Consider the following 22,118-nt stretch of genomic DNA (forward strand, 5'->3'; position numbering starts at 1 on the left):
AAAACGTTTACAGTCACGGTCAAACCCCACCGGAAGGGCGTCGGCGCCCTGCTTGGCCCCTCGCCTCAGCCCGCCATGCCCGAGTGCCGCAGCAGGGCGTCGATGCGCGGCTCCCGGCCGCGGAAAGCGCGGAAGTTATCCCCCGCGGGGCGGCTGCCTCCCCGCGCCAGGATTTCCCGGCGGAAGCGTGCCCCGGTGGCCGCGACCTCGCCCGGCGCCTCCTCGAACGCCGCGTAGGCGTCGGCACTGAGCACCTCGGCCCATTTGTAGCTGTAGTAGCCGGCCCCGTAACCACCGGCGAAGATATGGCTGAACTGGTGCGGGAAGCGGTTCCAGTCCGGCGGCACGTTCACCGCCACTTCGGCGCGCACCCGCTCCAGCAGCGCCAGCACGCTGTCGTCGGCCGCATCGAAACCGCTGTGCAGCTGCATGTCGAACAGCCCGAATTCGATCTGCCGGACCGTCGCCATCCCGCTCTGGAAATTCTTCGCCGCGACCATCCTGTCGAACAGCGCGCGCGGCAACGGTTCGCCCGTATCCACGTGCGCCGTCATCGCCTGCACCCGCTCCCATTCCCAGCAGAAGTTCTCCATGAACTGGCTGGGCAGCTCCACCGCATCCCATTCCACCCCGTTGATGCCGGCCACGCCCAGCTCGCCGACCTGCGTCAGCAACTGGTGCAGGCCATGCCCCATCTCGTGGAACAGGGTGGTGACGTCGCTGTGGCTGAGGGTGGCGGGCCTGCCGTCCACGCCTTTGCCGAAATTGCACACCAGGTACACGATGGGTGTCTGCGTACCCCGCACCGTCACCCGCCGGTTGCGGCAATCGTCCATCCACGCACCGCCCCGCTTGCCCTCGCGCGCGTACAGGTCCAGGTAGAACTGGCCGACCAGCGTGCCGTCGCCGCTCACCAGCCGGTAGAAGCGCACGTCCGGATGCCAGGTGGGCGCCGCGTCCTGCTCCACGCGCAGGCCGTACAGGTCGCCGATCACGCCGAACAGGCCCTTCAGCACCGCCGGCTCGGTGAAGTACTGCTTCACCTCCTGCGCCGAGAAGCTGTAACGCGCCTGCTTGAGCTTCTCGCTGGCATAGGCCAGGTCCCAGGCTTCGACGGTGTCCAGCCCCAGGTGCTCGCGCGCGAAGGATTCCAGTTCGGCGCGGTCGCGCTGCGCATGCGGCTTCGCGCGCGCGGCCAGGTCGCGCAGGAAGCGCAGCACCTGGTCGGGCGTGTCGGCCATCTTGGTGGCCAGCGAATAGGCCGCGTAGCTTTCGAAGCCGAGCATGCCGGCCAGCTCCATGCGCAGCGCCAGGATGCGGTCGATCAGCGCGGAGTTGTCGAGCGCGTCGTTGCCGCCCAGTTCCGACGCGCGCACCGCGTTGGCCCGGTACAGCGTCTCGCGCAGCGCGCGGTCGTCGGCGTAGGCCTGCACCGGCAGGTAGCACGGCATCTGCAGGGTGAACTTCCAGCCGGGCTCGTCGTCGGCCTTGGCGGCGGCGCGCGCGGCGGCCACCACGTCGGCCGGCAGGCCACCCAGGTGCTGCTTGTCCTTGATCCAGAATTCGTACTCGTCGGTGGCATCCAGCACGTTCTGGGAGAACTTCGCCGACAGGCCGGCGAGTTCTTCCTTCACCTCGGCGAAGCGCGCCTTCTGCGCATCCGGCAGCTCCGCGCCGCCCAGGCGGAAGTCGCGCAATGCGTTCTCCAGCACCTTGCGCCGCGCGTCGTCGTAATGCGCGGCCTCGGGCGCGTCGGCCAGGGCGCGGTACTGGCGGTACAACGCCAGGTTCTGGCCCAGCGCGCTCCAGAAGCGCGTCACCTTCGGCAACTGCGCGTTGTAGGCGCCGCGCAGGGCGGGCGTGTTCACCACGGCCTCCAGATGGGTCACCTGGTTCCAGGCCCGGGCGAGGCGTTCGGTGGCGTCGTCAAGGGGCACCACGAAGGTGTCCCAGGTCGCCGGCGAGACCGACTCCGCGGCGGCGACCGCCGCTTCCGCCCCGGCCAGCAGGTGGTCGATGGCCGGCGCGATGTGCTCGGCACGGATCTCGTCGAAACGCGGCAGGCCCGAAAAATCGAGCAGGGGGTTGGTCATGGGGACACCTGGTGCAAGGGGATTCAGTGGGGCCAGTCGGCCTGCGCCAAAGGCGGCAGGCCGCGTCCGGCGACGGCGCTCGCGACGGCATCGTCGCTTTCCACGATGGGGATGCCGCGCTCCAGATACCAGTCCCGGTTGTAGTAGCTGTGCGCGTAGCGTTCACCGCTGTCGCACAGGATGCTGACGATGGAACCGGACCGGCCCGCGGCCCGCATGCGCTCGGCAGCGGCCAGCACGCCGACGAAGTTGGTACCGGTGGAGCCGCCGACGCGCCGGCCCAGCACGGTGCCGACGTGGCGCATGGCGGCCAGGCTGAGCGCATCCGGGACCTTCACCATCGCGTCGATGCAGGCGGGGATGAAACTGGGCTCGCAATGCGGGCGCCCGATCCCCTCGATGCCGGACCCGCGGGCGCAGGTCAGCGCCGTGTCCTCGCAGCCGGTGCAGGCACCCCGGTACTGGTCGAAGAACACCGAATGCTCCGGATCCGCGCACAGCACGCGCGTGGGGTGCCGGCGGTAGCGGACATAGCGCCCCAGGGTGGCGCTGGTGCCGCCGGTGCCCGGGCTGCACACGATCCATGCCGGGACGGGATGCGGCTCGGCTTCCATCTGCTTGAAGATGGATTCGGCGATGTTGTTGTTCGCCCGCCAGTCGGTGGCGCGTTCGGCGTAGGTGAACTGGTCCAGGAAATGGCCGCCCGTCTCGCAGGCCAGTTGCCGCGACACGGCATTGATCGCGCCCGGGTCCTCGACCAGGTGGCAGCGGCCGCCCTGGAACTGGATCGCCGCGATCTTGTCCGGCGAGGTCGAGGACGGCATGACGGCGATGAACGGCAGACCCAGCAGGCGTGCGAAGTAGGCTTCGGACACGGCGGTGGAGCCGCTGGAGGCTTCGATCACCGGCGCGCCCTCGCGCAGCCATCCGTTCGACAGCGCGTACAGGAACAGCGAGCGCGCCAGGCGGTGCTTCAGGCTGCCGGTGGGATGGCTGGATTCGTCCTTGAGGTAGACGTCGATGCCGGGAAAGCCGGGCAGCGGCAGCGGGATGAGGTGGGTATCGGCGGACCGGTTGAAGTCCGCTTCGATGCGCTGGATCGCCTGCGCCGTCCAGTCACGTGCTGCCGTGGTCACGCCGCCCCCTTTGCGTGCGCCGATGCGAAAGCGGCGCGGTGATGGCGCGGCGGCGGGATGTGCGTGGTGGGCCGTGAAGGATTCGAACCTTCGACCAAAAGATTAAAAGTCTTCTGCTCTACCGACTGAGCTAACGGCCCGGGAACGCATCCCGGCCTTGCACCGGGATGCGCATTCTAGCGCATCGTCCGCGAGGGGGCGAAACCGTCCGGTTCACGCGTAGTGCGTGGGGTCCGGCACGCCCGCGTCGGCGAAGCCGGCGGCACGCAGGCGGCAGGCGTCGCAGTGCCCGCAGGCGCGGCCCTGGTCGTCGGCCTGGTAGCAGGACACGGTCTGCGCGAAATCGACGCCCAGGCGCACCCCTTCGCGCACGATGTCGGCCTTGCTCAGGCGCAGCAGCGGCGCGTGGATGCGCAGGCCGGCCCCCTCCACCCCCGCCTTGGTGGCGAGGTTGGCGAGCTTCTCGAACGCCTCGATGAACTCGGGCCGGCAATCCGGATACCCCGAGTAGTCCACCGCGTTGACGCCGCAGAAGATGTCGCTGGCGCCCAGCACCTCGGCCCAGCCCAGCGCGACCGACAGCATGATGGTGTTGCGCGCGGGCACGTAGGTCACCGGGATGCCGGGGCCGCCGGCCTCGGGCACGTCGATGTCGTCGGTCAGCGCCGAGCCGCCGATGCTGCGCAGGTCCACGTGCACGGTCTTGTGCGCCACGGCGCCCAGCGACTGCGCCACCCGCGCGGCCGCGTCAAGTTCGGAAGTGTGGCGCTGGCCGTAGCGCACGCTGAGCGCGTGCACGGCGAAGCCCTGCGCACGGGCGATGGCGACGACGACGGCGGAGTCCATGCCACCGGAAAGTAGGACGACGGCGTTTTTCATGCGGGTAATCGTGATGGGTGATGGGTGATTCGTGATTCGTGATTCGTGATTCGACGCCGGGCCGTTGAGGACCGACCTGCCGAATCACGAATCACCAATGACCCATCACGGCCTCAACGCCCCGGCTCATCGTTCCACAGCAGCTTGTGCAACTGCATCTGGAAGCGCACCGGCAGGCGGTCGGCGACGATCCAGTCCGCCAGGTCGCGCGGATCGAGTTCGCTCTTGCTGGGCGAGAACAGCACGTCGCAGCGCTCGGCCAGCCGGTGCTCGGCCACCATGGCGCGCGCCCATTCGTAATCCCCGCGGCCGCACAGGACGAATTTCACCTGGTCGCGCGCGGTGAGCAGCGGGATGTTCTCCAGCCGGTTGCGGGCCATCTCCTGCGAGCCGGGCGTCTTCAGGTCGACCACGCGCGAGACGCGCGGATCCACGCCGGCGATGTCGATGGCGCCCGAGGTTTCCAGCGACACGTCGAAGCCCGCATCGCACAGCTTCTGCAGCAACGAAAGACAGCGCTTCTGCGACAGCGGTTCGCCGCCGGTCACGCAGACATGCCGCACGCCCTGGCGCGCGACTTCGGCCACGATGTCGTCGATTTCCCGCCATTGCCCGCCGTGGAAGGCATAGGCGGTGTCGCAGTACTGGCAGCGCAGGGGGCAGCCGGTCAGGCGCACGAACACCGTCGGCCAGCCGACCGCATTCGCCTCCCCCTGCAGGGAAAGGAAGATTTCGGTGATCTTGAGGCGTTCCAGCGGGGACTGGACGATCTCGCTGGGGCGGGCGGCGTCGTTCATCGGGTGCGCATGATACGCCCTGCAGGCCCGGCAGCCCGCGTGGGCGCCGGCCGCAGCGGGCTCAGCGCAGGCGGCCCAGCTGGATCGCGCGCAGGCGATCGTCGGCCGTGCGGGCGACGTCGGTACCGGGGTACTTGGCGACGACGTCGGCCAGCGTGCGCTCGGCTTCGGGCAGCCGGCCCAGACCGTAGTCGCACAGACCCAGTTTCAGCAGGGCCCCGGCGGCCTTGTCGTGCGTGGGGTATTGGGCCAGCAGGGCGCGGAACTGGTCCGCCGCCAGCGCGTAATTCTGGGTGACGTAGTAGCTCTCGCCCAGCCAGTACAGCGCGTTCGGCGCGTAAACGCCCGACGGGTACAGCTGCAGGAAGCTGGTGAACAGCTGCGCGGCGTCGGCGTAATCACCGGCCTTGAGCTTGTCGAAGGCGACGTTGTAAGCGGCACGCTCGTCGCCGGCCGCGGACATCGCGCCCATGTCGCCATGCACGCTGGGCGGGCGCTCGGTGCCGGCAGCCGCCACGGCGGGAGCCGGCGCGGTGGCCGGCCCGGATGCGGGGGCGCCGCTCAGCGGAGGCGTCGCGGCAGGCGCGGGAGTGACCGGCGCGGCACCGCCTTCCAGGCGGTTGAGGCGGCCGTCCAGGTCCAGGTACTGGTCGCGGTTGCGCTGCTTGAGCTGCTCGTTCTCGTTCTGCAGCTGTTCCAGCTGGGCCCGCAGCTCGCGCAGTTCCGTTTCCTGCTGGGTGATGCGATTGAGCAGGTCGAGGTTCTGCTGGGGATTGTTGGCCTTGGCTTCCAGCGCCGCGACGCGGTCGGCCAGGCTGACGCGCTGGGCGTGGGCGGGAGCGGCGGCCACCAGGGCCGCCGCGAGAACCAGCATGTACTTCTTCGCGATCATCGTGACGACGACGGCTTACTTCGCCGTGTAGACGATCTCGACGCGACGGTTCTGCGACCAGCAGGACTCGTCGGACTGGGTGCACACCGGGCGCTCTTCGCCGTAGCTGACCACGGTCAGCTGGCCGGCCGAACCACCGGCCGCCTGCAGGGCCGAATTGACGGCATTGCCGCGGCGCTCGCCCAGACCCTGGTTGTAAGCGCGGCTGCCGCGCTCGTCTGCATGGCCTTCCAGCGTGATGCGCGAGGACGGACGGTCGCGCAGGTACTTGGCGTGGCAACCCATGATGGCCTGGAACTCCGGCTTCAGGGCGTCCTGGTCCAGGTCGAAGTACACCACGCGCTGGCGCAGGCAGGCGTCGGTGTCCAGGTCGTTCGGGCCGTACACGCCCGACGTGGTCGGCGTGGTCGGGGTGGTGGGCGCGGTGGTCGTGGTATCGGCCGGGGCTTCGGGCTTGACGGCCTTCTTGCAGCCGGCCAGCACGGCCACGGACATCAGGGACAGCATCAGCACACGGGTGGTGTTGTTCATGGTCATTCCTTGCGTCATGGGAACGGGGGATCGGGGCTTACATTGTAGACATAAACTTAACGTGCGGCCCGGTAGGGCGACCACGCCGGTTCGCGCACGTCGGCATTCGCCACCACCAGACGCTGGCGTACGCGCGCATCGGCCGAGACGGCGTACAGCACGCCCCGCCCGCCCTCGCGCGCGGCATACAGCACCATGCTGGCATTGGGAGCGAAGCTTGGGGATTCGTCCAGCGAACCCGGCGACAGCGACGACCAGCGCGCGCCGCCCAGGCTGCTGTCCATCAGGGCGATGCGGTAGTTGTTGCCCGCACCCTGGACCATCACGATTTTCTTCCCATCAAAGGACACCTTCGGAGTGGCGTTGTAGCTTCCTTCGAAGCTGACACGACTGGCGCTGCCGCCAGCGGCCGGAACGCGGTAGATCTGCGGGCGGCCACCGCGGTCGGAAGTGAAGTAGATCGTGCCGCCGTCCGCGCTCCATACCGGCTCGGTGTCGATGGCGGAGGCGTTGGTCAGCTGGCGCAGCGAGCGGCTGCCCAGGTCCATCACGTAGATCTCGGGATTGCCGCTGCGCGACAGGGTCAACGCCAGTTGGCGTCCGTCCGGCGAGAACGCGGGGGAACCGTTTATCCCACGGAAGCCCGCCACCTTCTCGCGCGCACCGGTGGAGATGTCCTGGATATAGATGGCCGAGTTGCCGCTTTCGAAGCTGACATAGGCCAGCTTGCGGCCATCCGGACTCCACGACGGCGACAGCAGCGGCTCGGCCGAGCGCACCACGGTCTGCGGGTTGTAGCCGTCCGAATCGGCCACCATCAGCGCATAGCGCGTGGCCTTGCCGGTGCCGGCCGCGGTCACATAGGCGATGCGGGTCCAGAACGCGCCGCGCACGCCGAGGATCTTTTCGTAGATGGCGTCGGCCATCTGGTGGGCCACGTCGCGCATGGCGCTGGCGCGCGCGGTCATCGCCAGGCCGAGCATGCGCTCCTGCTTGGCCACGTCGAACAGTTCGTACTCCACCCGGTAGCTGCCGTCGCCGGCATCGGCCACGCGACCGACCACCAGGTAGTCCTGGCGCAGGGCCCGCCAGGTCGGGTACTGGATCTCACCGCCCCGGGTCGGACGCTCGGTGATGCTGGCCACGGGCAGTGTCCGGAACGCCCCGGAGCGCTCCAGGTCCGCACGCACCACCGCCGATACGTCGGTGGCCGGCGCGGCGGCCGTGCCCTGGTAGGGCATGGGCACCACGGTGATGGGCAGGGCGGAGGCGTTGCCGCCGATGATGTCGATTTCCAGGCCTTGCTGCTGGGCGGAGGCCAGCGCGGGCAGGAGCGTGAAGAGGACGAGGGCGAACCAGCGCAGCGGTTTGATCATGGGCACGGCAACTCTGCGGTTGGGCGGGGCGGCACAGGGATACCAGCCTCCGCGTGAATGTTTTAACAATTGTGAACGAAGATCGCGGAAACGCCGCGTGAAGTCAGCGGTCCCGTGCCTCGAAGTTCAACGTCAGGGTGCGCGCGAACACCGATTCGTAGCCCCGGTAGGGCAGCGGCTGGGCCTTCAGCACGGCGCGCTCCACCGAGTCCTGGCCGGCGGCGTCCATCGCGCAGCCGGGCTGGACCTTCGCGCTCATCACCTCGCCGCCCGGCAGTTGGGTGATCAACACCCGGCAGCGCGTGCCGACCGGCACCGACTCCGGGCGGGTCCACTGCCTCAATACCGCTTCCTGGATGGCCGCCGCGTAGCGCCCCCGCAGGTCCGCGTCGGTACCGCCATTGCCGGCCGGGGCCGCGGGCTGGCCGTACTGCGACTGGTTGGCCGACGCAGCCGCCTGGCGGGCGCGCGCATCGGCCAGCTGGCGCAGCTTCTGCTCGGCCAGCTGCGCCTCGCGTGCCGCCTGGGCGCGTTGCCGGCGGATGTCCTCGAGCTTCTTCTGCCGCTCGGCCTCGGCTTTCTGCTGCGCCTCGGCGGCGATGCGTTTCTGCCGGTCCTCTTCCTGCTGCGCGGCCAGGCGGCGCTGCTGCTCGGCCTGCTCCTGGCGCTTGCGCTCGGTCAGGTCGATCTGTTCCTGGCGGCGCTTGGCTTCCTGCTCCTGGCGGGCCTTTTCCTGCGAGATCGCCTCCAGCCGCGCTTCGTCCTGCTCGGTGGTGTCGGGGACGGGAATGCGTTCCTGCGCCTGGGCCTGGCGCTCGACCGGCGCATCCTGCGGGGCCGGCTCGGGAATCGGCTGCGGCGGCGGCACGGTGTCCTCGGGCGCGGGCTCATCCACGGGCTCCGGCAGCGGCGCGGGCGTGAAGTCCAGTGCGCGCTCGACCGCGCGCTGGTCGGCGGCCGACGCGTCCAGCGTAGCCTCCATCGTGGGCGCACCGGCCGCATTGAGGCGGTCGCGGTCCCAGGTCAGCAGCGGCGACACGATCAACAGCACGGCCAGCAGCAGGTGCAGGCCGACCGCCCAGGCGACCGCCCTGCCCAGCCCCTCGTCGCCTTGGGCCGGATGGCGCGGGGCGACGTCAGCGTGCATTGCCACCCGCGTTGGTCATCAGGCTGACGTTGCTGACCTTGGCGCGACGGAGCACGTCCATCGCATCCAGCACCTTCTGGTACGGCGCCGAGCCTTCCGCGGCCACCATGATGCGCAGCTCGTTGCCCTGCTCGCCCCGGATCGCGGCGACCTTGGCTTCCAGCGCGGCCGCGTCCAGCACCTCCGGCTGCTTGGCCTCGGGCAGCTTCAGGCCGAAGCGGCCATCGGGATAGGTGATGACGATGATGGGTTCGTTGCGCGTTTCGACCGCCTTCGCATTCGACGACGGCAGCTTGACGTCCACGCTGAGCGTCAGCAGCGGCGCGGTGACCATGAAGATGATCAGCAGCACCAGCATCACGTCGATGTAGGGCACGACGTTGATCTCGGACTTCAGCTTGCGGCGCTTGCGATGGAAGATGCTTCCGGCCATGGTGGGCTCCGCTTACTCGCCCGAGCTCTGGCGCTGCAGGATGGAACTGAATTCTTCGGCGAAGCTCTCGTAACGCACCGACAGGCGCTCGACGCGGGTGGTGAAGCGGTTGTAGGCCCACACCGCCGGGATGGCCACGAACAGGCCGATCGCGGTGGCGAACAGCGCTTCGGAAATGCCGGGCGCCACGGAGGCGATGCCGGCCTGCTCGCCGCTGTTGAGCATGTCGTGCATGGTGACCATGATGCCGAACACGGTGCCCACCAGGCCCACGTACGGCGCGGTCGAGCCGATGTTGGCGAGCAGCTCCAGGTTGCGTTCCAGCTGATCGACCTCACGCGTGTAGGTCACCCGCATCGCGCGCTGGGCGCCTTCCAGCTGCGCGCGTCCGTCCAGGCCGCGCTTGTCGCGCAGGCGGGTGAACTCGCGGAAGCCCGCTTCGAAGATCGCTTCAAGCCCGGTGACCACGCGGTTGCGGTCGGCGGCGCCGGCATAGAGCTTGTGCAGTTCGGCGCCGGACCAGAACCGGCCCTCGAACTCGTCGGCGTCGCGGTTGGCGGTCTTGAACACCCGCGCCTTGCGGAAGATGATCACCCAGCTGATCAGCGAGCCGGCCAGCAGCAGCAGCACGATCAGCTTCACCGGCAGGCTGGCCTTGAGCATCAGGTCGATGTAGTTGATCCCGCTGTGCACGGTCTCGGCCGTGGCCTGGGCGGCGGCGGCGGCGGTTTCCGGCGGCAGCGCCTCCACCACGGTGTCCTGGAAGGCCAGCAGCGTTGCGATCATCCGTCGTTCCTCGATTCTCGTATTGTCTTGCGTGTCGGTTAAAGCGGGGGGCCCGGGGTCTCGAGCCGGCGGAACTCCTGGTACAACGTCTCGGGCAGCGCAACGGGTCTGAAGCCGGACGCGCTGAGCGCCGCGACCTTGACCTCGGCGGTGAGCAACACCTCACCGCCGCGCTCGATGGTCTGGGCGAACACCACGCTGGCCCGCTTGCACTGGTGGATACGCGCGCTGACCTGCAGCAGATCGTCCAGCCGGGCGGGGCGCAGGAAATCCAGGCGCATCGCGCGGACGGCGAACACCAGGTCGTGGGTCTGGCGCAGCTGCTCCTGGGCGTAGCCGCGGGCCCGCAACCACTCGGTGCGGGTCCGCTCCAGGAAAGCGACGTACTGCGCGTGGTACACCACGCCACCGGCGTCGGTATCTTCCCAATAGACGCGTGTCGGAAAGATGAACGGAGCCGCATCCACGGCGATCGTCTTCGAATCAGTCGTCAAAGCATGCGCTCCCGCACGGCATGGTGCATACCAACCTGAAACCAGTGGCGCTCAGAAGAGTTCGCCCGGCGCGTCGCTCGCGTCCGGCACCCTGCCCTTCGGCGTCAGCCCCAGGTGCAGGTAGGCCTTGCGGGTGGCCATGCGGCCGCGGGCGGTGCGGATCAGGAACCCCTGCTGGATCAGGTAGGGCTCGATGACGTCCTCCAGCGTGCCGCGCTCCTCGCTGAGGGCGGCGGCGAGCGATTCCACGCCCACCGGTCCGCCATCGAAGCTGTCGATGATGGTGCGCAGCATGCGGCGGTCGAGTTCGTCGAAGCCCTCGGGGTCGACCTTCAGCATCTGCATGGCCGCGCGCGCCACGTCCACGTCGATGTGGCCGCTGGCCTTGACCTGCGCGTAGTCGCGCACGCGCCGCAGCAGGCGGTTGGCGATGCGCGGCGTGCCGCGCGCGCGGCGCGCGACCTCGGCGGCGCCCTCCGGCACGCAGTCCATGCCCAGGATGCGCGCCGAACGCTGCACGATGCGGGTGAGTTCCTCGGGCGAATAGAATTCGAGCCGCTGCACGATGCCGAAACGGTCGCGCAGCGGCGCGGTCAGCAGGCCGGCGCGGGTGGTGGCGCCGATCAGCGTGAACGGCGGCAGGTCCAGCTTGATCGAACGGGCCGCGGGCCCCTCGCCGATCATGATGTCGATCTGGAAGTCCTCCATCGCCGGATACAGCACCTCCTCGACCACCGGCGAGAGGCGGTGGATCTCGTCGACGAACAGCACGTCGTGCGGCTGCAGGTTGGTCAGCAGCGCGGCCAGGTCGCCGGCCTTTTCGATCACCGGGCCGGAGGTGACGCGCAGGTTCACGCCCAGCTCGTTGGCGATCACGTGGCTCAAGGTGGTCTTGCCCAGGCCCGGCGGCCCGAAGATCAGCACATGGTCCAGCGCCTCGCCCCGCCCTTTCGCCGCCTGGATGTAGATGTCCAGCTGCTCGCGCACCGGCTTCTGGCCCAGGTACTCGTCCAGCCGTTTGGGCCGGATGCTGGCCTCGATGGCGTCGTCTTCGCGGGTGGCGGAGGAATCGATGATGCGGTCGGCGGTCATGCCGCTATGGTAGAGCAGGAGTGAGCGGAGAGGAGCGGGACGTGGGCAGGAGCGCCCTCCCCCTTCCCGCTCCTCCAGACTCACCGCTAGATCTCGACCTGCGCGCCCAGTTCGACCAGGCGGTTGCCCGGGATGCGGAAAAAGCCCGTCGCGGGCGCGGCGTTGCGGTGCATGGCCGCGAACAGCTTGTCGCGCCAGAACGGCATGCCGCCCTGCCGGCGCGCCACCACCGTCTCGCGGCTGGCGAAGTACGTGGTTTCCATCGGATCGAAGTACACGCCGCCCTGGTCGCAGGAGCCCATCAGCGCCTGCGGCACGTCCGGCGTCTCGGCGAAGCCGTAGCTGATCACCACCCGGTAGAAGTCGTCGCCGATGGGCTCGATCTTCAGCCGCTTCTTCTTCGGCGCGTACGGTACCGTCAGCGTTTCCACCGTCAGGAACACGTTGCGCTCGTGCAGCACCTTGTTGTGCTTGAGGTTGTGCAGCAGCGCGTGCGGTACCACGCCCTTGTCGGCGGTCAGGAAGATCGCGGTGCCGGGCACCCGCGCCGGCGGCGCCAGCATCAGCCCGGGCAGAAAGGTATCCAGGCGGATGCCGTCCTTCTGCACCTCGCCATGCAGCAGTTCGCGGCCGCGGCGCCAGGTCCGCATCATGGTGAAGGCGGTGATGCCGATGAACAGCGGCACCCACGCGCCGATACCGGTGACCAGCTTGGCCCCGTTGGCGAACAGGAAGGCCAGGTCGATCACCAGGAACACGCCGCACAGCGGCAACACCCAGCGGCGGGAATCGGGCCAGCGCGTGTACGCGACGATCGCCAGCAACAGGGTGTCGATCAGCATGGTGCCGGTGACCGACAGGCCGTAGGCCGTGGCCAGCGCGCCCGAGCTCTGGAAGCTCAGCACCAGCACCACCACCGCCAGGTACAGCATCAGATTGACCGACGGCACGTAGATCTGGCCGATCGTGTCCTTGGAGGTGTACTTGATGTGCAGGCGCGGCAGGTAACCCAGCTGGATGGCCTGGCGGGTCACCGAGAACGCGCCGGTGATGACGGCCTGCGAGGCCACCGCCGCCGCCGTGGTGGCCAGCACCAGCATCGGGATCTGCGCCCAGTCCGGGATGGACATGTAGAACGGGTTGGCCACCGCCTCGGGATGGCGCAGCAGCACGGCGCCCTGGCCGTAGTAGTTCAGCACCAGCGCCGGCAGCACGAAACCGAACCAGCCCCAGCGGATGGGCTTCTTGCCGAAGTGGCCCATGTCGGCGTACAGCGCCTCGCCGCCGGTGACGGTCAGCACCACCGCACCCAGGATCAGCACCGCGTGCCAGTCGTGGGTGACGAAGAAGTGCCAAGCCCAGAACGGATTCAGCGCCGCCAGCACCGACGGGTTCTGGGCGATGTTGTAGGTGCCGAAGCCGGCCAGCACGATGAACCAGGTGATCATCACCGGGCCGAACGCCTTGCCCACCTTCGCGGTGCCGAAGCGCTGGAACGCGAACAGGCCGGTCAGGATCACCAGGCTGATCGGCACCACCCATCGGGTGAAGACCGGCGACACCACCTCCAGGCCCTCCACCGCGCCCAGCACGGTGATGGGCGGCGTGATCATGCCGTCGCCGAAGAACAGGGCCGCGCCGAAGATGCCGAGGATGCCCACCGTATAGCTCAGGCGCGAGCCCTTGGTCAGGCTGCGCTGCGCCAGCGCGGTCAGCGCCATGATGCCGCCCTCGCCGTCGTTGTCGGCGCGCATGATGACGATGACGTACTTCAACGTCACCACCAGCAGCAGCGACCAGAAGCCCAGCGACAGCAGCCCGCGCACCGTGTCCGCGTCCGGCGTCAGGCCGAAGTGGGGGTGGAACATTTCCTTGATGGTGTACAGCGGACTGGTGCCGATGTCGCCGAACACCACGCCGACGGCGCCCGCCACCAGGGCGACCATGCCGGCCTTCGAATGGCCGTGTTGCCCGGCGTCGTGGGGAGATGAGGGGGTGGACATGGCGGCCGGAAGGGTAGCGCTGTGGAAGTGAAGGGGTGCTCTAGGCGGCGGTCAGCGCAGCGCCGACTGCAGCGCCTTGCGGATGATCGTCGCGGCATCGTCGCCGGGCGCGGTCGCATCGCGCGCCATGCGGGTGGCTTCGGCCGGCTTGTAGCCCAGCTGCTGCAGCGCGATGGTCGCCTCGGACTGCGGGTCGGCCGGCAAGGCGCTGATGCCGCCCACGCCGGTGCCGATCAGGTCGGCCGCGCGGTCGCGCAGCTCCACCACCATCCGCTCTGCGGTCTTCTTGCCGATGCCGGGAATGCGCGTCAGCGCGGCGATGTCGCCGGCCTGCACCATGCGCGCGAACTCGTCCACGCTGGCGCCGGACAGCACGGCCAGCGCGATCTTCGCGCCGATGCCGCTGACCTTCTGCACGTCGCGGAACAGGCGGCGCTCGCCCTCGCGCAGGAAGCCGTACAGCGCCACGCTGTCCTCCTTCTGCGCATAGTGGGTGAACAGCAGCACTTCGCGGCCGACGTCGGGCAGGTCGTAGTGCGTGCTCATCGGGGCTTCCAGCTCATAGCCCACGCCGCCCACGTCGATCACCAGCCACGGGGGCGACTTGTACGCCAGGATGCCGCGAAGACGTCCGATCATTGCATTGCCCTCCGGGCGCGGGAATGGGGAACGGAGAAGGGAGAATCGAGCGGCGCCGAAGGCCCACCGCTCACCGGGACAGGAAAGGGCTCAGCGCTTTTCCCATGCCCCATGCCCCATTCCCGATTCCCGGCCGCCATCATTTCCTGCTCCAGGCCAGGTGCGAACTCACGCCCAGACGCTTGGCCGTGGCGCGCACGTGCGCGTGGGTGATGGCCACGGCCAGCGCATCGGCGGCATCGGCCTGCAGCCTGCCGTGCAGGTTGAGCATGATGCCGACCATGTGCTGGATCTGGTTCTTCTCGGCGCTGCCGCGGCCGACGACGGCCAGCTTCACTTCCTTGGCCGCGTACTCGTGCACGGGCAGGTCGCGCAGCACCACCGCACTGATGGCGGCGCCGCGCGCCTGCCCCAGCTTGAGGGCCGAATCGGGATTGCGCGCCATGAACACCTTCTCGATGGCGACCTCGTCCGGCTGCCAGGTGGCGATGACGGCGGTCAGGCCATCGAGCAGCACGCGCAGCCGCTGCGGGAAATCCTCCGCACCCAGCAGCACCAGCGGCGCATGATGGACATGGCTCACCTTGCCCGCCGCATCGACATCGATGATGCCGACGCCGGTGCGCTGGGAGCCGGGGTCGATGCCGAGGATGCGGGTCATGCCGCGGGAATGGGAAATGGGGAATGGGGAATGGCCGGTGCGTCGGACACGACTCGGAAACAGCGTTTCCACCATTCCCGACCCACGACTCCCGATTCCCGCCGCTCAGGCATACACATCCGCGCCCAGGTCGGCGTTGGAATAGACGTCCTGGACATCGTCCAGGTCTTCCAGCATGTCCAGCAGCTTCTTCACCTGCAGCGCGGTGTCGCCCTGCACGCTGATGTCGTTGTCGGCGCGGAAGGTGATTTCGGCGTGGTCCGGCTTCAGGCCGGCGGATTCCATCGCGTCCTTGACGGCCTGGAAGGCCTCCGGCGCGGTGACCACGTCGATCGAGCCGTCGTCGGGGTACGCCACGATGTCGTCGGCGCCGGCTTCGATGGCGGCTTCGGTGATCCTTTCTTCGTCCGCGCCCGGCGCATAGCTCAGCACGCCCAGGCGCTTGAACATGAAGGCCACCGAGCCTTCGGTGCCCATGTTGCCGCCGCACTTGCTGAAGGCATGGCGCACGTCGGCCACGGTGCGCACGCGGTTGTCGGTCAGGCAGTCGACGATCACGGCCACGCCGCCGGGCGCATAGCCTTCGTAGCGCACTTCCTCGTAGACCACGCCTTCCAGTTCGCCGGTCGCCTTCTTGATGGCGCGCTCGATCACGTCCTTGGACATGTTCGCCGCCAGTCCCTTGTCCACCGCCACCCGCAGCCGCGGGTTGTTGGCGGGGTCGCCGCCGCCGGCGCGGGCCGCCACGCCGATCTCGCGGATGATCTTGGTGAAGATCTTGCCGCGCTTGGCGTCGGTGGCGTTCTTGCGGGCTTCGATGGACGGGCCTCTACCCATGGTGACTTCCGGAGTGCTCTGACAAGGGCGCGGATTATACGCGCCCTCCACCGACGTCACGGCCCGCCGTCGAAGCGGCCCTCGCGCAGGAAATGCGCCGCCTGGCGTGCCGCATGGGTGGAGAACACCAGTCCGGTGTGGCTGGCCGGCACCACGCAGTGCGCGGCCAGCCCCGGCAGGCGGGTTTCTTCCAGCGCGACCGTGCCATCGGATTGGCCGTGGAAGCGGGTGATCAGCCGGCCCAGGCCCCGCGCCACGTTGCCCGCCACCATCCCCACCGGCACCGTACCCTCCCAGGGAGGACAGCCGGCCTGCAGCAGGGTGCCGCTGCGACCCAGCAGGGGCGCGGTCCATGCCCGCCGTCCCAGGTCGCGCGCCGCGCCGCTGCCGCACAGCGGCGAGCCCAGGCAGACCATCCGCTGCACCGGCAGGCCCGGCGCGCGACGCAGGGCTTCCAGTCCGATCAGCCCGCCCAGGCTGTGCCCCACCAGGTGGACCGGGGGCCCGCCCTCCAGCCGCGCGATCAGCGCGGTGATGGCCGGCTCCGGCCCGCCGAGGATGCTGGGGTAGCCGAACGTTTCCACATCGAAGCCTTCATGCCGCAGCCGCCGCGCCAGCGGCGTGAGCCAGGACTTCGCATTCCAGATGCCATGCACCAGCAGCACGCGGGGTGTCGAAGGGGGCAGCGCCGTCATGGCCGGGAGTGTGGTGGAAGCCCGCGCAGGCCGCCAGTCCGGTCAGTGCGCCGCATGCGCGCGCTTCCATTCCCGCGGCGACAGCCCGCTGTGCGCCTTGAAGGCGCGCGACAGCGCGGCCTCGCTGCCGTAGCCCACATCCGATGCGACCACCTTGAGCGGCTTGCCGTGGCGCAGCGCCTGCTGCGCCAGGCCCACACGCCAGCCCTGCAGGTACTGGCCGGGCGTGCGGCCCAGGGCCTGGCGGAATGTCGAGGCGAACACCGTCCGCGACATCCCGGCCACGCGCGCGAGTTCCTCCAGCGTCCAGTCCTTCGCCGGCGCCTCGTGCATGGCGACGATCGCATTGCGCAAGCGCGGATGGGAAAGCCCGGCCAGCATGCCGCCCTTCACTTCGCCGGTTTCCATCAGCTGACGCAGCACCTGGATCATCACCACCTCGAACAGGCGGTTCACCAGCGCCGTGCGTCCGCAGCGCTGGGTGAAAGCCTCCTCGAACAGCAGGGCCAGCACGTCCTGCGCGCCATGCAGGCCGGCCAGCGGCAGGCAAACCACATCCGGCAGTGCGGCGCAGATCGGATTCTGCACCCCGCCCTCGAAGCGCAGGGTGGCGCAGGCCATGTCGGCCCCGCGCACTTCGTCGCTGGCGAAACGGTGCGTCAACGGACGCGGGTAGAGCAGCAGGCTGGGCTCGTCGATGCGCAGCGACGTGGCGCCATGGAACACCTCCAGCGGCCCGCGCTGGATCAGGTGCAACTGGCCAGCGCCGGCTTCGGCTTCAAGGGTGTTGATGCCGCACAGGGCGCCGGCATGGAACACCTGGGCGCTCACGGAGAAGCGGTCCAGCAGGACGGCGAGCCGGTCGACCATGAAAACACTCCTGATCAAGTTTTCAGGATTCTACATCACCTTGCGTACTGGCAGGGCGCGCAAAGTACACCTCACCGGATGGCCACCCGCCCCGGACCACCCCCTCTCCAAGGAATACCGCCATGTCCATCGAAAAGATCCTCTACAGCGCCACCGCCACCGCCACGGGCGGCCGCGAAGGCCAGGCCACCTCGTCCGACGGCGTGCTGGACGTGAAGCTGTCCACCCCGCGCGAGCTGGGCGGTGCCGGCGGCGACGGCACCAACCCGGAACAGCTGTTCGCGGCCGGCTACTCGGCCTGCTTCCTGGGTGCGCTGAAGTTCGTCGCCGGCAAGCAGAAAGTCGCCCTGCCCGCCTCCACCACCGTCACCGGCAAGGTCGGCATCGGCCAGATCCCCACCGGCTTCGGCATCCAGGCCGAACTGACCATCGCCGCCCCCGGCGTCGCCCGCGAGCAGTTGCAGGCCCTGGTCGACGCCGCCCACATCGTCTGCCCGTACTCCAACGCCACGCGCGGCAACATCGACGTGACGCTGCAGATCGCCGCCGACTGATCCCTCTTCCTCACCCCCGCCACAGGAATCCATGCCATGAACATGCTTGCCCGTACCCTCGCCGCCACCGTACTGGCCGTCGCCACCCAGGCCAGCTTCGCCGCGCAGCCCGCGCCCGCCACGGTCCCGGTCGCCGTCGAGCGCACCGCCAGCTACATCACCACCGCCGACGGCGTGCAGCTGTACTACAAGGACTGGGGCCCGAAGGATGGCCCGGTCGTCACCTTCAGCCACGGCTGGCCGCTGTCCTCGGACAGCTGGGAGTCGCAGATGATCTTCCTGGCCTCCAAGGGCTACCGCGTGGTCGCCCATGACCGCCGCGGCCACGGCCGCTCCAGCCAGCCGTGGGATGGCAACGACATGGACCACTACGCCGACGACCTGGCCACGGTGATCAACACGCTGGACCTGAAGGACGCCACCCTGGTGGGCTTCTCCACCGGTGGCGGTGAAGTGGCGCGCTACATCGGCCGCCACGGCACCGGCCGGGTGAAGAAAGCCGTGCTGATCAGCGCCGTCCCGCCGCTGATGCTGAAGACCGCCGACAACCCGGGCGGCCTGCCGGTCGAAGTGTTCGACGGCATCCGCAAGGGATCGCTGGACAACCGCTCGCAGCTCTACCTGGACATCGCATCGGGCCCGTTCTACGGCTTCAACCGCCCGGGCGCCAGGGTCTCGCAGGGCCTGATCGACAGTTGGTGGGCGCAGGGCATGCAGGCCGGCCACAAGAACACCTACGACTCTATCGCCGCGTTCTCGGCCACCGACTTCCGCGCCGACCTGAAGAAGTTCGACGTCCCCACCCTGGTGATCCACGGCGACGACGACCAGATCGTCCCCATCGACGCCTCCGGCAAGGCTTCGGCCCGCCTGATCAAGGGCGCCCAGCTGATCGTCTACCCCGGCGCACCGCACGGCCTGACGGACACCCACAAGGACCGCGTCAACCAGGACCTGCTGACCTTCCTGCAGAAGTAACCCCCACGCCGTAGGAGCGGGCCATGCCCGCGATGCGCTTCAGGTGTCTGGCCGGAACGCATCGCGCCCAAGGGGCGCTCCTACAGAAGCCCATGGGTTGTGGGGGCGGGCCATGCCCGCGATGCCTTTGAGGTGTCTGGCCGGAAAGCATCGCGCCCATGGGGCGCTCCTACAGAAGCCCATGGGTTGTGGGTTGTAGGAGCGGGTCATGCCCGCGATGCTCTTCAGGTGGCTGGCCGAAAAGCATCGCGCCCATGGGGCGCTCCTACAGGGCCCATGGGTTGTAGGAGCGGGCCATGCCCGCGATGCTCTTCAGGTGGCTGGCCGGAAAGCATCGCGCCCATGGGGCGCTCCTACAGGGGCCAACGGGTGTTTGATCTGCCCCGCCAGCGGAAGCGCCTACCGATCAACCGGAGGAAGCTTCCCGGCGCAGGATGAATTCATCATCCAGCGTCTTTCCCACCGGAAACTTGTACTCCCCCACCCGCACGAAGCCCTGCCGCTGATAGAACCGCTGCGCGCCGAAATTCTCCGACCATACCCCGATCCACAGCGTCCGCGGCCCGTCCCGCAACAACCACCGCTCGACCTCGGCGAACAACTTCCCGCCCCATCCGCCGTTCTGGTGCGAGGCCAGCACGTACAAGCGCTTCAGCTCGCCATCGCCCGCCCGCACCTGCGGATGCGGCAACCCGCAGGGCCCGGCCGCGGCATGACCCACGGCCACGCCCTCGTCCTCCAGCAGCCACACCGCGTAGTCCGGATGCGCCAGGATCGTCCGCTGCTTTTCCACGTCGTAAGCATCGGCGAGGAACGCCGCCAGATCCTCGGCCGGATACAGATGGCCGAAGGTCTCGGTGAACGTGCGCGCCGCCAGGTCGGACAGGACCATGGCGTCATCGACGGTGGCGCGACGGATCCGCACGCTCAGGCGTCCTCGTCTTCCTCGTCGCCTTCCTCCGACTCGTCTTCCTCGTCGGAATCCTCGTCCTCTTCCTCGTCCTCTTCGTATTCTTCTTCGTCTTCTTCGTAATCGTCTTCGCCGAAGTCCTCGCCGTCCCAGCGGCCCTGGCCGTCCGGCACGAACGTCACCGCCATCGCCGCCGGCGTCGTGCCCACGCGCACCAGCCAGCCGCCGAACACGCGCGCGCGCTCGGTCACCAGCGCCGCATCGGCGCCCTCATTGCCCAGGCGTTCCCACTCCAGCGAAAAAGCAACTTCCGTCATCTTGGCTCTCTTGATGTCAAGCCCCCTTGAGTCAAGGGGGCGCGGCGTCAGCCGCGGGGTTGTGGCATGCAACGGCGCGGGGCCCGTCATTTCGCCCAGGCGAAATGACGGGGGCTTGACCGCTAAGCGGTCAAGTCCGCGGTCGAACCTGGATATGCACTTCCGCCAGTTGCTCATCCGGAATGGGCGACGGCGCGCCGGTCATCAGGCACTGCGCAGTGGTGGTCTTGGGGAACGGAATGACGTCGCGGATCGACTCTGTGCCGGCCATCAGCGCCGCGATGCGGTCGATGCCGAAGGCGATGCCGCCGTGCGGGGGCGCGCCGAAGCGCAGCGCATCCAGCAGGAAGCCGAACTTCGCTTCGGCCTCTTCCGCGCCGATGCCGAGCAGTTCGAATACCGCGCTCTGCATTTCCGGGCGATGGATGCGGATCGAACCGCCGCCGATCTCATTGCCGTTCAGCACCATGTCGTAGCCGCGCGACACCGCCGTCTTCGCGTTGGCGCGCAGGTCGGCGATGTCGTCGACCGCCGGCGCGGTGAAGGGATGATGGAGCGCGACATAGCGCTGCGCTTCCTCGTCCCATTCGAACATCGGGAAGTCGGTGACCCACAGCGGCTTCCAGCCGTCCTGCACCAGGCCGAAGTCCTTGCCGGCCTTCAGCCGCAGCGCGCCCATGAAGTCGCTGACCTTGTTGTAGCCGCCCGCGCCGAAGAACACGATGTCGCCGTTGCCGGCGCCGACGTGCTTGAGCAGTGCCGCGAAGGCCTCGTCGGCGAAGAACTTCCGGATCGGCGATGAGATCTCGCCGGCCTCGTCGATCTTGATGTAGGCCAGGCCCTTGGCGCCGTACTTGGCGGCATGCGCGGCGTACTCGTCGATCTGCTTGCGGCTCAGCGACGCGCCACCGGGAATGCGCAGTGCGGCCACGCGGCCGTCCGGGTCGCTGGCGGCGGCGGTGAACACGCCGAACTCGCTGGACTTCACCAGCTCGGCCACGTCCACCAGTTCCAGGTCGATGCGCAGGTCCGGCTTGTCCGAGCCGTAGCGGCGCATCGCCTCGGCCCAGGTCATGCGCGGGAACTGGGCATCCAGCTGCACATCCATCACTTCGGCGAAGATGTCGCGGATCATGCCTTCGACGGTGTCCTGCACGTCGCGCTCGCGCACGAAGGCGAATTCCATGTCGAGCTGGGTGAATTCCAGCTGGCGGTCGGCACGCAGGGCCTCATCGCGGAAGCAGCGCGCGATCTGGTAGTAGCGGTCGAAGCCGGCCACCATCAGGATCTGCTTGAACAGCTGCGGCGACTGCGGCAGCGCATAGAACTCGCCCGGGTGCATGCGCGCCGGCACCAGGAAGTCGCGCGCGCCTTCCGGCGTGGCCTTGGTGAGGATGGGCGTCTCGATGTCCTGGAAGCCGCGCGCGTCCAGCCAGCGGCGCAGCGCCTGCACCAGGCGGATGCGGGTGCGCTGCTTGCGCTGCATGTCGGGGCTGCGCAGGTCCAGGTAGCGGTATTTCAGGCGGATGTCCTCGCCCGGTTTCTCGTGGTGGTGGAACGGCAACGGCTCGGCCTTGTTGAGCACGGTGATCCGGGTGGCGATCACCTCCACCTGGCCGGTGCGGATCCTGGCGTTGACGGCCTCGCGCGCACGCACCACGCCTTCGACCTGCAGCACGTCCTCGTAGCCCAGCGACGCGGCGACCTTGAACACCTCGGCCTGGGACGGATCCACCGTCACCTGCACGATGCCTTCGTGGTCGCGCAGATCGATGAAGCACACGCCGCCGAGGTTGCGGGCGACATCGGTCCAGCCGCACAGGGTCACGGTCTGGCCGATCAAGGCCTCGTCGACGAGGCCGCAGAAATGGGTACGCATGGGGGCTCCACTGGGTTCGGACCGGGGCCGGGACATCCCGCAGCCATGACGGGCCGGTCAAGCCCGCTAGTTTACCCGGTCCCCCGCCCTCCGGCCCGTGATCCGCCCCTGCACAGCCT

The 22,118-nt window shown here is 68.7% G+C and carries 23 protein-coding genes and 1 tRNA gene; 2 read left to right on the forward strand and 22 right to left on the reverse strand.

What is annotated here, in order from left to right; genetic code table 11:
* Positions 1–65 precede the first annotated feature (65 nt).
* The 19 genes from MUU77_RS14555 to MUU77_RS14645 all read right to left on the reverse strand — a co-directional run bounded on the left by MUU77_RS14555 (position 66) and on the right by MUU77_RS14645 (position 17,361).
* Positions 66–2,093, reverse strand: a complete 2,028-nt coding sequence (locus MUU77_RS14555) for a M3 family metallopeptidase (protein WP_245088308.1) — start codon at positions 2,091–2,093, stop codon at positions 66–68.
* Positions 2,094–2,116: 23 nt separating this feature from the next.
* On the reverse strand, positions 2,117–3,229 hold the full coding sequence (locus MUU77_RS14560; RefSeq protein WP_245088311.1) for a PLP-dependent cysteine synthase family protein: 1,113 nt from the start codon (positions 3,227–3,229) through the stop codon (positions 2,117–2,119).
* Positions 3,230–3,293: 64 nt separating this feature from the next.
* Positions 3,294–3,369 (reverse strand) — tRNA-Lys (locus MUU77_RS14565).
* 73 nt (positions 3,370–3,442) lie between these two features.
* A complete protein-coding gene (queC, locus tag MUU77_RS14570) occupies positions 3,443–4,108 on the reverse strand; it encodes a 7-cyano-7-deazaguanine synthase QueC (RefSeq protein WP_245088313.1) in 666 nt (221 codons plus the stop codon).
* Between the two features lie 113 nt (positions 4,109–4,221).
* Positions 4,222–4,905 (reverse strand): 7-carboxy-7-deazaguanine synthase QueE, encoded by a 684-nt coding sequence (gene queE, locus MUU77_RS14575; RefSeq protein WP_245088315.1) that lies wholly within the window; start codon positions 4,903–4,905, stop codon positions 4,222–4,224.
* A gap of 61 nt (positions 4,906–4,966) precedes the next feature.
* Entirely contained in the window at positions 4,967–5,797 is an 831-nt protein-coding gene (ybgF, locus tag MUU77_RS14580) for a tol-pal system protein YbgF (RefSeq protein WP_245088318.1), read from the reverse strand.
* A gap of 15 nt (positions 5,798–5,812) precedes the next feature.
* Positions 5,813–6,328, reverse strand: a complete 516-nt coding sequence (pal, locus tag MUU77_RS14585; protein ID WP_245088321.1) for a peptidoglycan-associated lipoprotein Pal — start codon at positions 6,326–6,328, stop codon at positions 5,813–5,815.
* A 56-nt stretch (positions 6,329–6,384) separates the two neighbouring features.
* Positions 6,385–7,704, reverse strand: a complete 1,320-nt coding sequence (gene tolB, locus MUU77_RS14590) for a Tol-Pal system beta propeller repeat protein TolB (protein ID WP_245088324.1) — start codon at positions 7,702–7,704, stop codon at positions 6,385–6,387.
* A gap of 103 nt (positions 7,705–7,807) precedes the next feature.
* Positions 7,808–8,851, reverse strand: a complete 1,044-nt coding sequence (tolA, locus tag MUU77_RS14595) for a cell envelope integrity protein TolA (protein ID WP_245088326.1) — start codon at positions 8,849–8,851, stop codon at positions 7,808–7,810.
* Positions 8,841–9,284, reverse strand: a complete 444-nt coding sequence (locus MUU77_RS14600) for an ExbD/TolR family protein (protein ID WP_245088328.1) — start codon at positions 9,282–9,284, stop codon at positions 8,841–8,843. Before MUU77_RS14600 ends, tolA begins: the two co-directional genes overlap by 11 nt.
* A gap of 12 nt (positions 9,285–9,296) precedes the next feature.
* Positions 9,297–10,070 (reverse strand): protein TolQ, encoded by a 774-nt coding sequence (gene tolQ / locus MUU77_RS14605; protein WP_245088330.1) that lies wholly within the window; start codon positions 10,068–10,070, stop codon positions 9,297–9,299.
* A gap of 38 nt (positions 10,071–10,108) precedes the next feature.
* Entirely contained in the window at positions 10,109–10,564 is a 456-nt protein-coding gene (gene ybgC / locus MUU77_RS14610) for a tol-pal system-associated acyl-CoA thioesterase (protein ID WP_245088332.1), read from the reverse strand.
* Between the two features lie 51 nt (positions 10,565–10,615).
* Positions 10,616–11,656, reverse strand: a complete 1,041-nt coding sequence (gene ruvB, locus MUU77_RS14615) for a Holliday junction branch migration DNA helicase RuvB (RefSeq protein ID WP_245088334.1) — start codon at positions 11,654–11,656, stop codon at positions 10,616–10,618.
* A gap of 86 nt (positions 11,657–11,742) precedes the next feature.
* Positions 11,743–13,602 carry a potassium transporter Kup gene (locus tag MUU77_RS14620; protein WP_245094526.1) on the reverse strand — a complete coding sequence of 620 codons (1,860 nt, stop codon included), beginning with the start codon at positions 13,600–13,602 and terminating at the stop codon, positions 11,743–11,745.
* Between the two features lie 108 nt (positions 13,603–13,710).
* Positions 13,711–14,298: a Holliday junction branch migration protein RuvA gene (ruvA, locus tag MUU77_RS14625; RefSeq protein WP_245088336.1), complete on the reverse strand. Its 588-nt coding sequence runs from the start codon at positions 14,296–14,298 to the stop codon at positions 13,711–13,713.
* A gap of 139 nt (positions 14,299–14,437) precedes the next feature.
* Entirely contained in the window at positions 14,438–14,959 is a 522-nt protein-coding gene (ruvC, locus tag MUU77_RS14630; RefSeq protein ID WP_245088339.1) for a crossover junction endodeoxyribonuclease RuvC, read from the reverse strand.
* Between the two features lie 105 nt (positions 14,960–15,064).
* Entirely contained in the window at positions 15,065–15,796 is a 732-nt protein-coding gene (locus tag MUU77_RS14635; RefSeq protein WP_245088342.1) for a YebC/PmpR family DNA-binding transcriptional regulator, read from the reverse strand.
* A 56-nt stretch (positions 15,797–15,852) separates the two neighbouring features.
* Positions 15,853–16,491, reverse strand: a complete 639-nt coding sequence (locus MUU77_RS14640) for an alpha/beta fold hydrolase (protein ID WP_245088345.1) — start codon at positions 16,489–16,491, stop codon at positions 15,853–15,855.
* A gap of 42 nt (positions 16,492–16,533) precedes the next feature.
* Positions 16,534–17,361: an AraC family transcriptional regulator gene (locus MUU77_RS14645; protein ID WP_245088348.1), complete on the reverse strand. Its 828-nt coding sequence runs from the start codon at positions 17,359–17,361 to the stop codon at positions 16,534–16,536.
* A 122-nt stretch (positions 17,362–17,483) separates the two neighbouring features.
* Between MUU77_RS14645 and MUU77_RS14650 the strand changes: the two genes are divergently transcribed.
* Entirely contained in the window at positions 17,484–17,915 is a 432-nt protein-coding gene (locus tag MUU77_RS14650; protein ID WP_245088351.1) for an organic hydroperoxide resistance protein, read from the forward strand.
* Positions 17,916–17,951: 36 nt separating this feature from the next.
* Positions 17,952–18,893 (forward strand): alpha/beta hydrolase, encoded by a 942-nt coding sequence (locus MUU77_RS14655; protein WP_245088353.1) that lies wholly within the window; start codon positions 17,952–17,954, stop codon positions 18,891–18,893.
* A 406-nt stretch (positions 18,894–19,299) separates the two neighbouring features.
* Here the strand turns inward: MUU77_RS14655 and MUU77_RS14660 are convergent, their stop codons facing one another.
* The 3 genes from MUU77_RS14660 to aspS form a co-directional block, all read right to left on the reverse strand.
* Positions 19,300–19,785, reverse strand: a complete 486-nt coding sequence (locus MUU77_RS14660; RefSeq protein ID WP_245094528.1) for a GNAT family N-acetyltransferase — start codon at positions 19,783–19,785, stop codon at positions 19,300–19,302.
* 35 nt (positions 19,786–19,820) lie between these two features.
* A complete protein-coding gene (locus MUU77_RS14665) occupies positions 19,821–20,120 on the reverse strand; it encodes a DNA primase (RefSeq protein ID WP_245088355.1) in 300 nt (99 codons plus the stop codon).
* A 130-nt stretch (positions 20,121–20,250) separates the two neighbouring features.
* Positions 20,251–21,999, reverse strand: coding sequence for an aspartate--tRNA ligase (gene aspS / locus MUU77_RS14670; protein ID WP_245088357.1), 1,749 nt, complete (start codon positions 21,997–21,999; stop codon positions 20,251–20,253).
* Positions 22,000–22,118: the final 119 nt, after the last annotated feature.

Source organism: Pseudoxanthomonas sp. F37 (genome assembly GCF_022965755.1).
GTDB lineage: Bacteria > Pseudomonadota > Gammaproteobacteria > Xanthomonadales > Xanthomonadaceae > Pseudoxanthomonas_A.

Coding starts and splice junctions, on each gene's coding strand:
- MUU77_RS14555 (WP_245088308.1), bottom strand. CDS start 2,093: ATGACCAACCCCCTGCTCGATTTTTCGGGCCTGCCGCGTTTCGACGAG.
- queC (WP_245088313.1), bottom strand. CDS start 4,108: ATGAAAAACGCCGTCGTCCTACTTTCCGGTGGCATGGACTCCGCCGTC.
- queE (WP_245088315.1), bottom strand. CDS start 4,905: ATGAACGACGCCGCCCGCCCCAGCGAGATCGTCCAGTCCCCGCTGGAA.
- ybgF (WP_245088318.1), bottom strand. CDS start 5,797: ATGATCGCGAAGAAGTACATGCTGGTTCTCGCGGCGGCCCTGGTGGCC.
- pal (WP_245088321.1), bottom strand. CDS start 6,328: ATGAACAACACCACCCGTGTGCTGATGCTGTCCCTGATGTCCGTGGCC.
- tolB (WP_245088324.1), bottom strand. CDS start 7,704: ATGATCAAACCGCTGCGCTGGTTCGCCCTCGTCCTCTTCACGCTCCTG.
- tolA (WP_245088326.1), bottom strand. CDS start 8,851: ATGCACGCTGACGTCGCCCCGCGCCATCCGGCCCAAGGCGACGAGGGG.
- MUU77_RS14600 (WP_245088328.1), bottom strand. CDS start 9,284: ATGGCCGGAAGCATCTTCCATCGCAAGCGCCGCAAGCTGAAGTCCGAG.
- tolQ (WP_245088330.1), bottom strand. CDS start 10,070: ATGATCGCAACGCTGCTGGCCTTCCAGGACACCGTGGTGGAGGCGCTG.
- ruvB (WP_245088334.1), bottom strand. CDS start 11,656: ATGACCGCCGACCGCATCATCGATTCCTCCGCCACCCGCGAAGACGAC.
- MUU77_RS14620 (WP_245094526.1), bottom strand. CDS start 13,602: ATGGTCGCCCTGGTGGCGGGCGCCGTCGGCGTGGTGTTCGGCGACATC.
- ruvA (WP_245088336.1), bottom strand. CDS start 14,298: ATGATCGGACGTCTTCGCGGCATCCTGGCGTACAAGTCGCCCCCGTGG.
- ruvC (WP_245088339.1), bottom strand. CDS start 14,959: ATGACCCGCATCCTCGGCATCGACCCCGGCTCCCAGCGCACCGGCGTC.
- MUU77_RS14635 (WP_245088342.1), bottom strand. CDS start 15,796: ATGGGTAGAGGCCCGTCCATCGAAGCCCGCAAGAACGCCACCGACGCC.
- MUU77_RS14640 (WP_245088345.1), bottom strand. CDS start 16,491: ATGACGGCGCTGCCCCCTTCGACACCCCGCGTGCTGCTGGTGCATGGC.
- MUU77_RS14645 (WP_245088348.1), bottom strand. CDS start 17,361: ATGGTCGACCGGCTCGCCGTCCTGCTGGACCGCTTCTCCGTGAGCGCC.
- MUU77_RS14650 (WP_245088351.1), top strand. CDS start 17,484: ATGTCCATCGAAAAGATCCTCTACAGCGCCACCGCCACCGCCACGGGC.
- MUU77_RS14655 (WP_245088353.1), top strand. CDS start 17,952: ATGAACATGCTTGCCCGTACCCTCGCCGCCACCGTACTGGCCGTCGCC.
- MUU77_RS14660 (WP_245094528.1), bottom strand. CDS start 19,785: ATGGTCCTGTCCGACCTGGCGGCGCGCACGTTCACCGAGACCTTCGGC.
- MUU77_RS14665 (WP_245088355.1), bottom strand. CDS start 20,120: ATGACGGAAGTTGCTTTTTCGCTGGAGTGGGAACGCCTGGGCAATGAG.
- aspS (WP_245088357.1), bottom strand. CDS start 21,999: ATGCGTACCCATTTCTGCGGCCTCGTCGACGAGGCCTTGATCGGCCAG.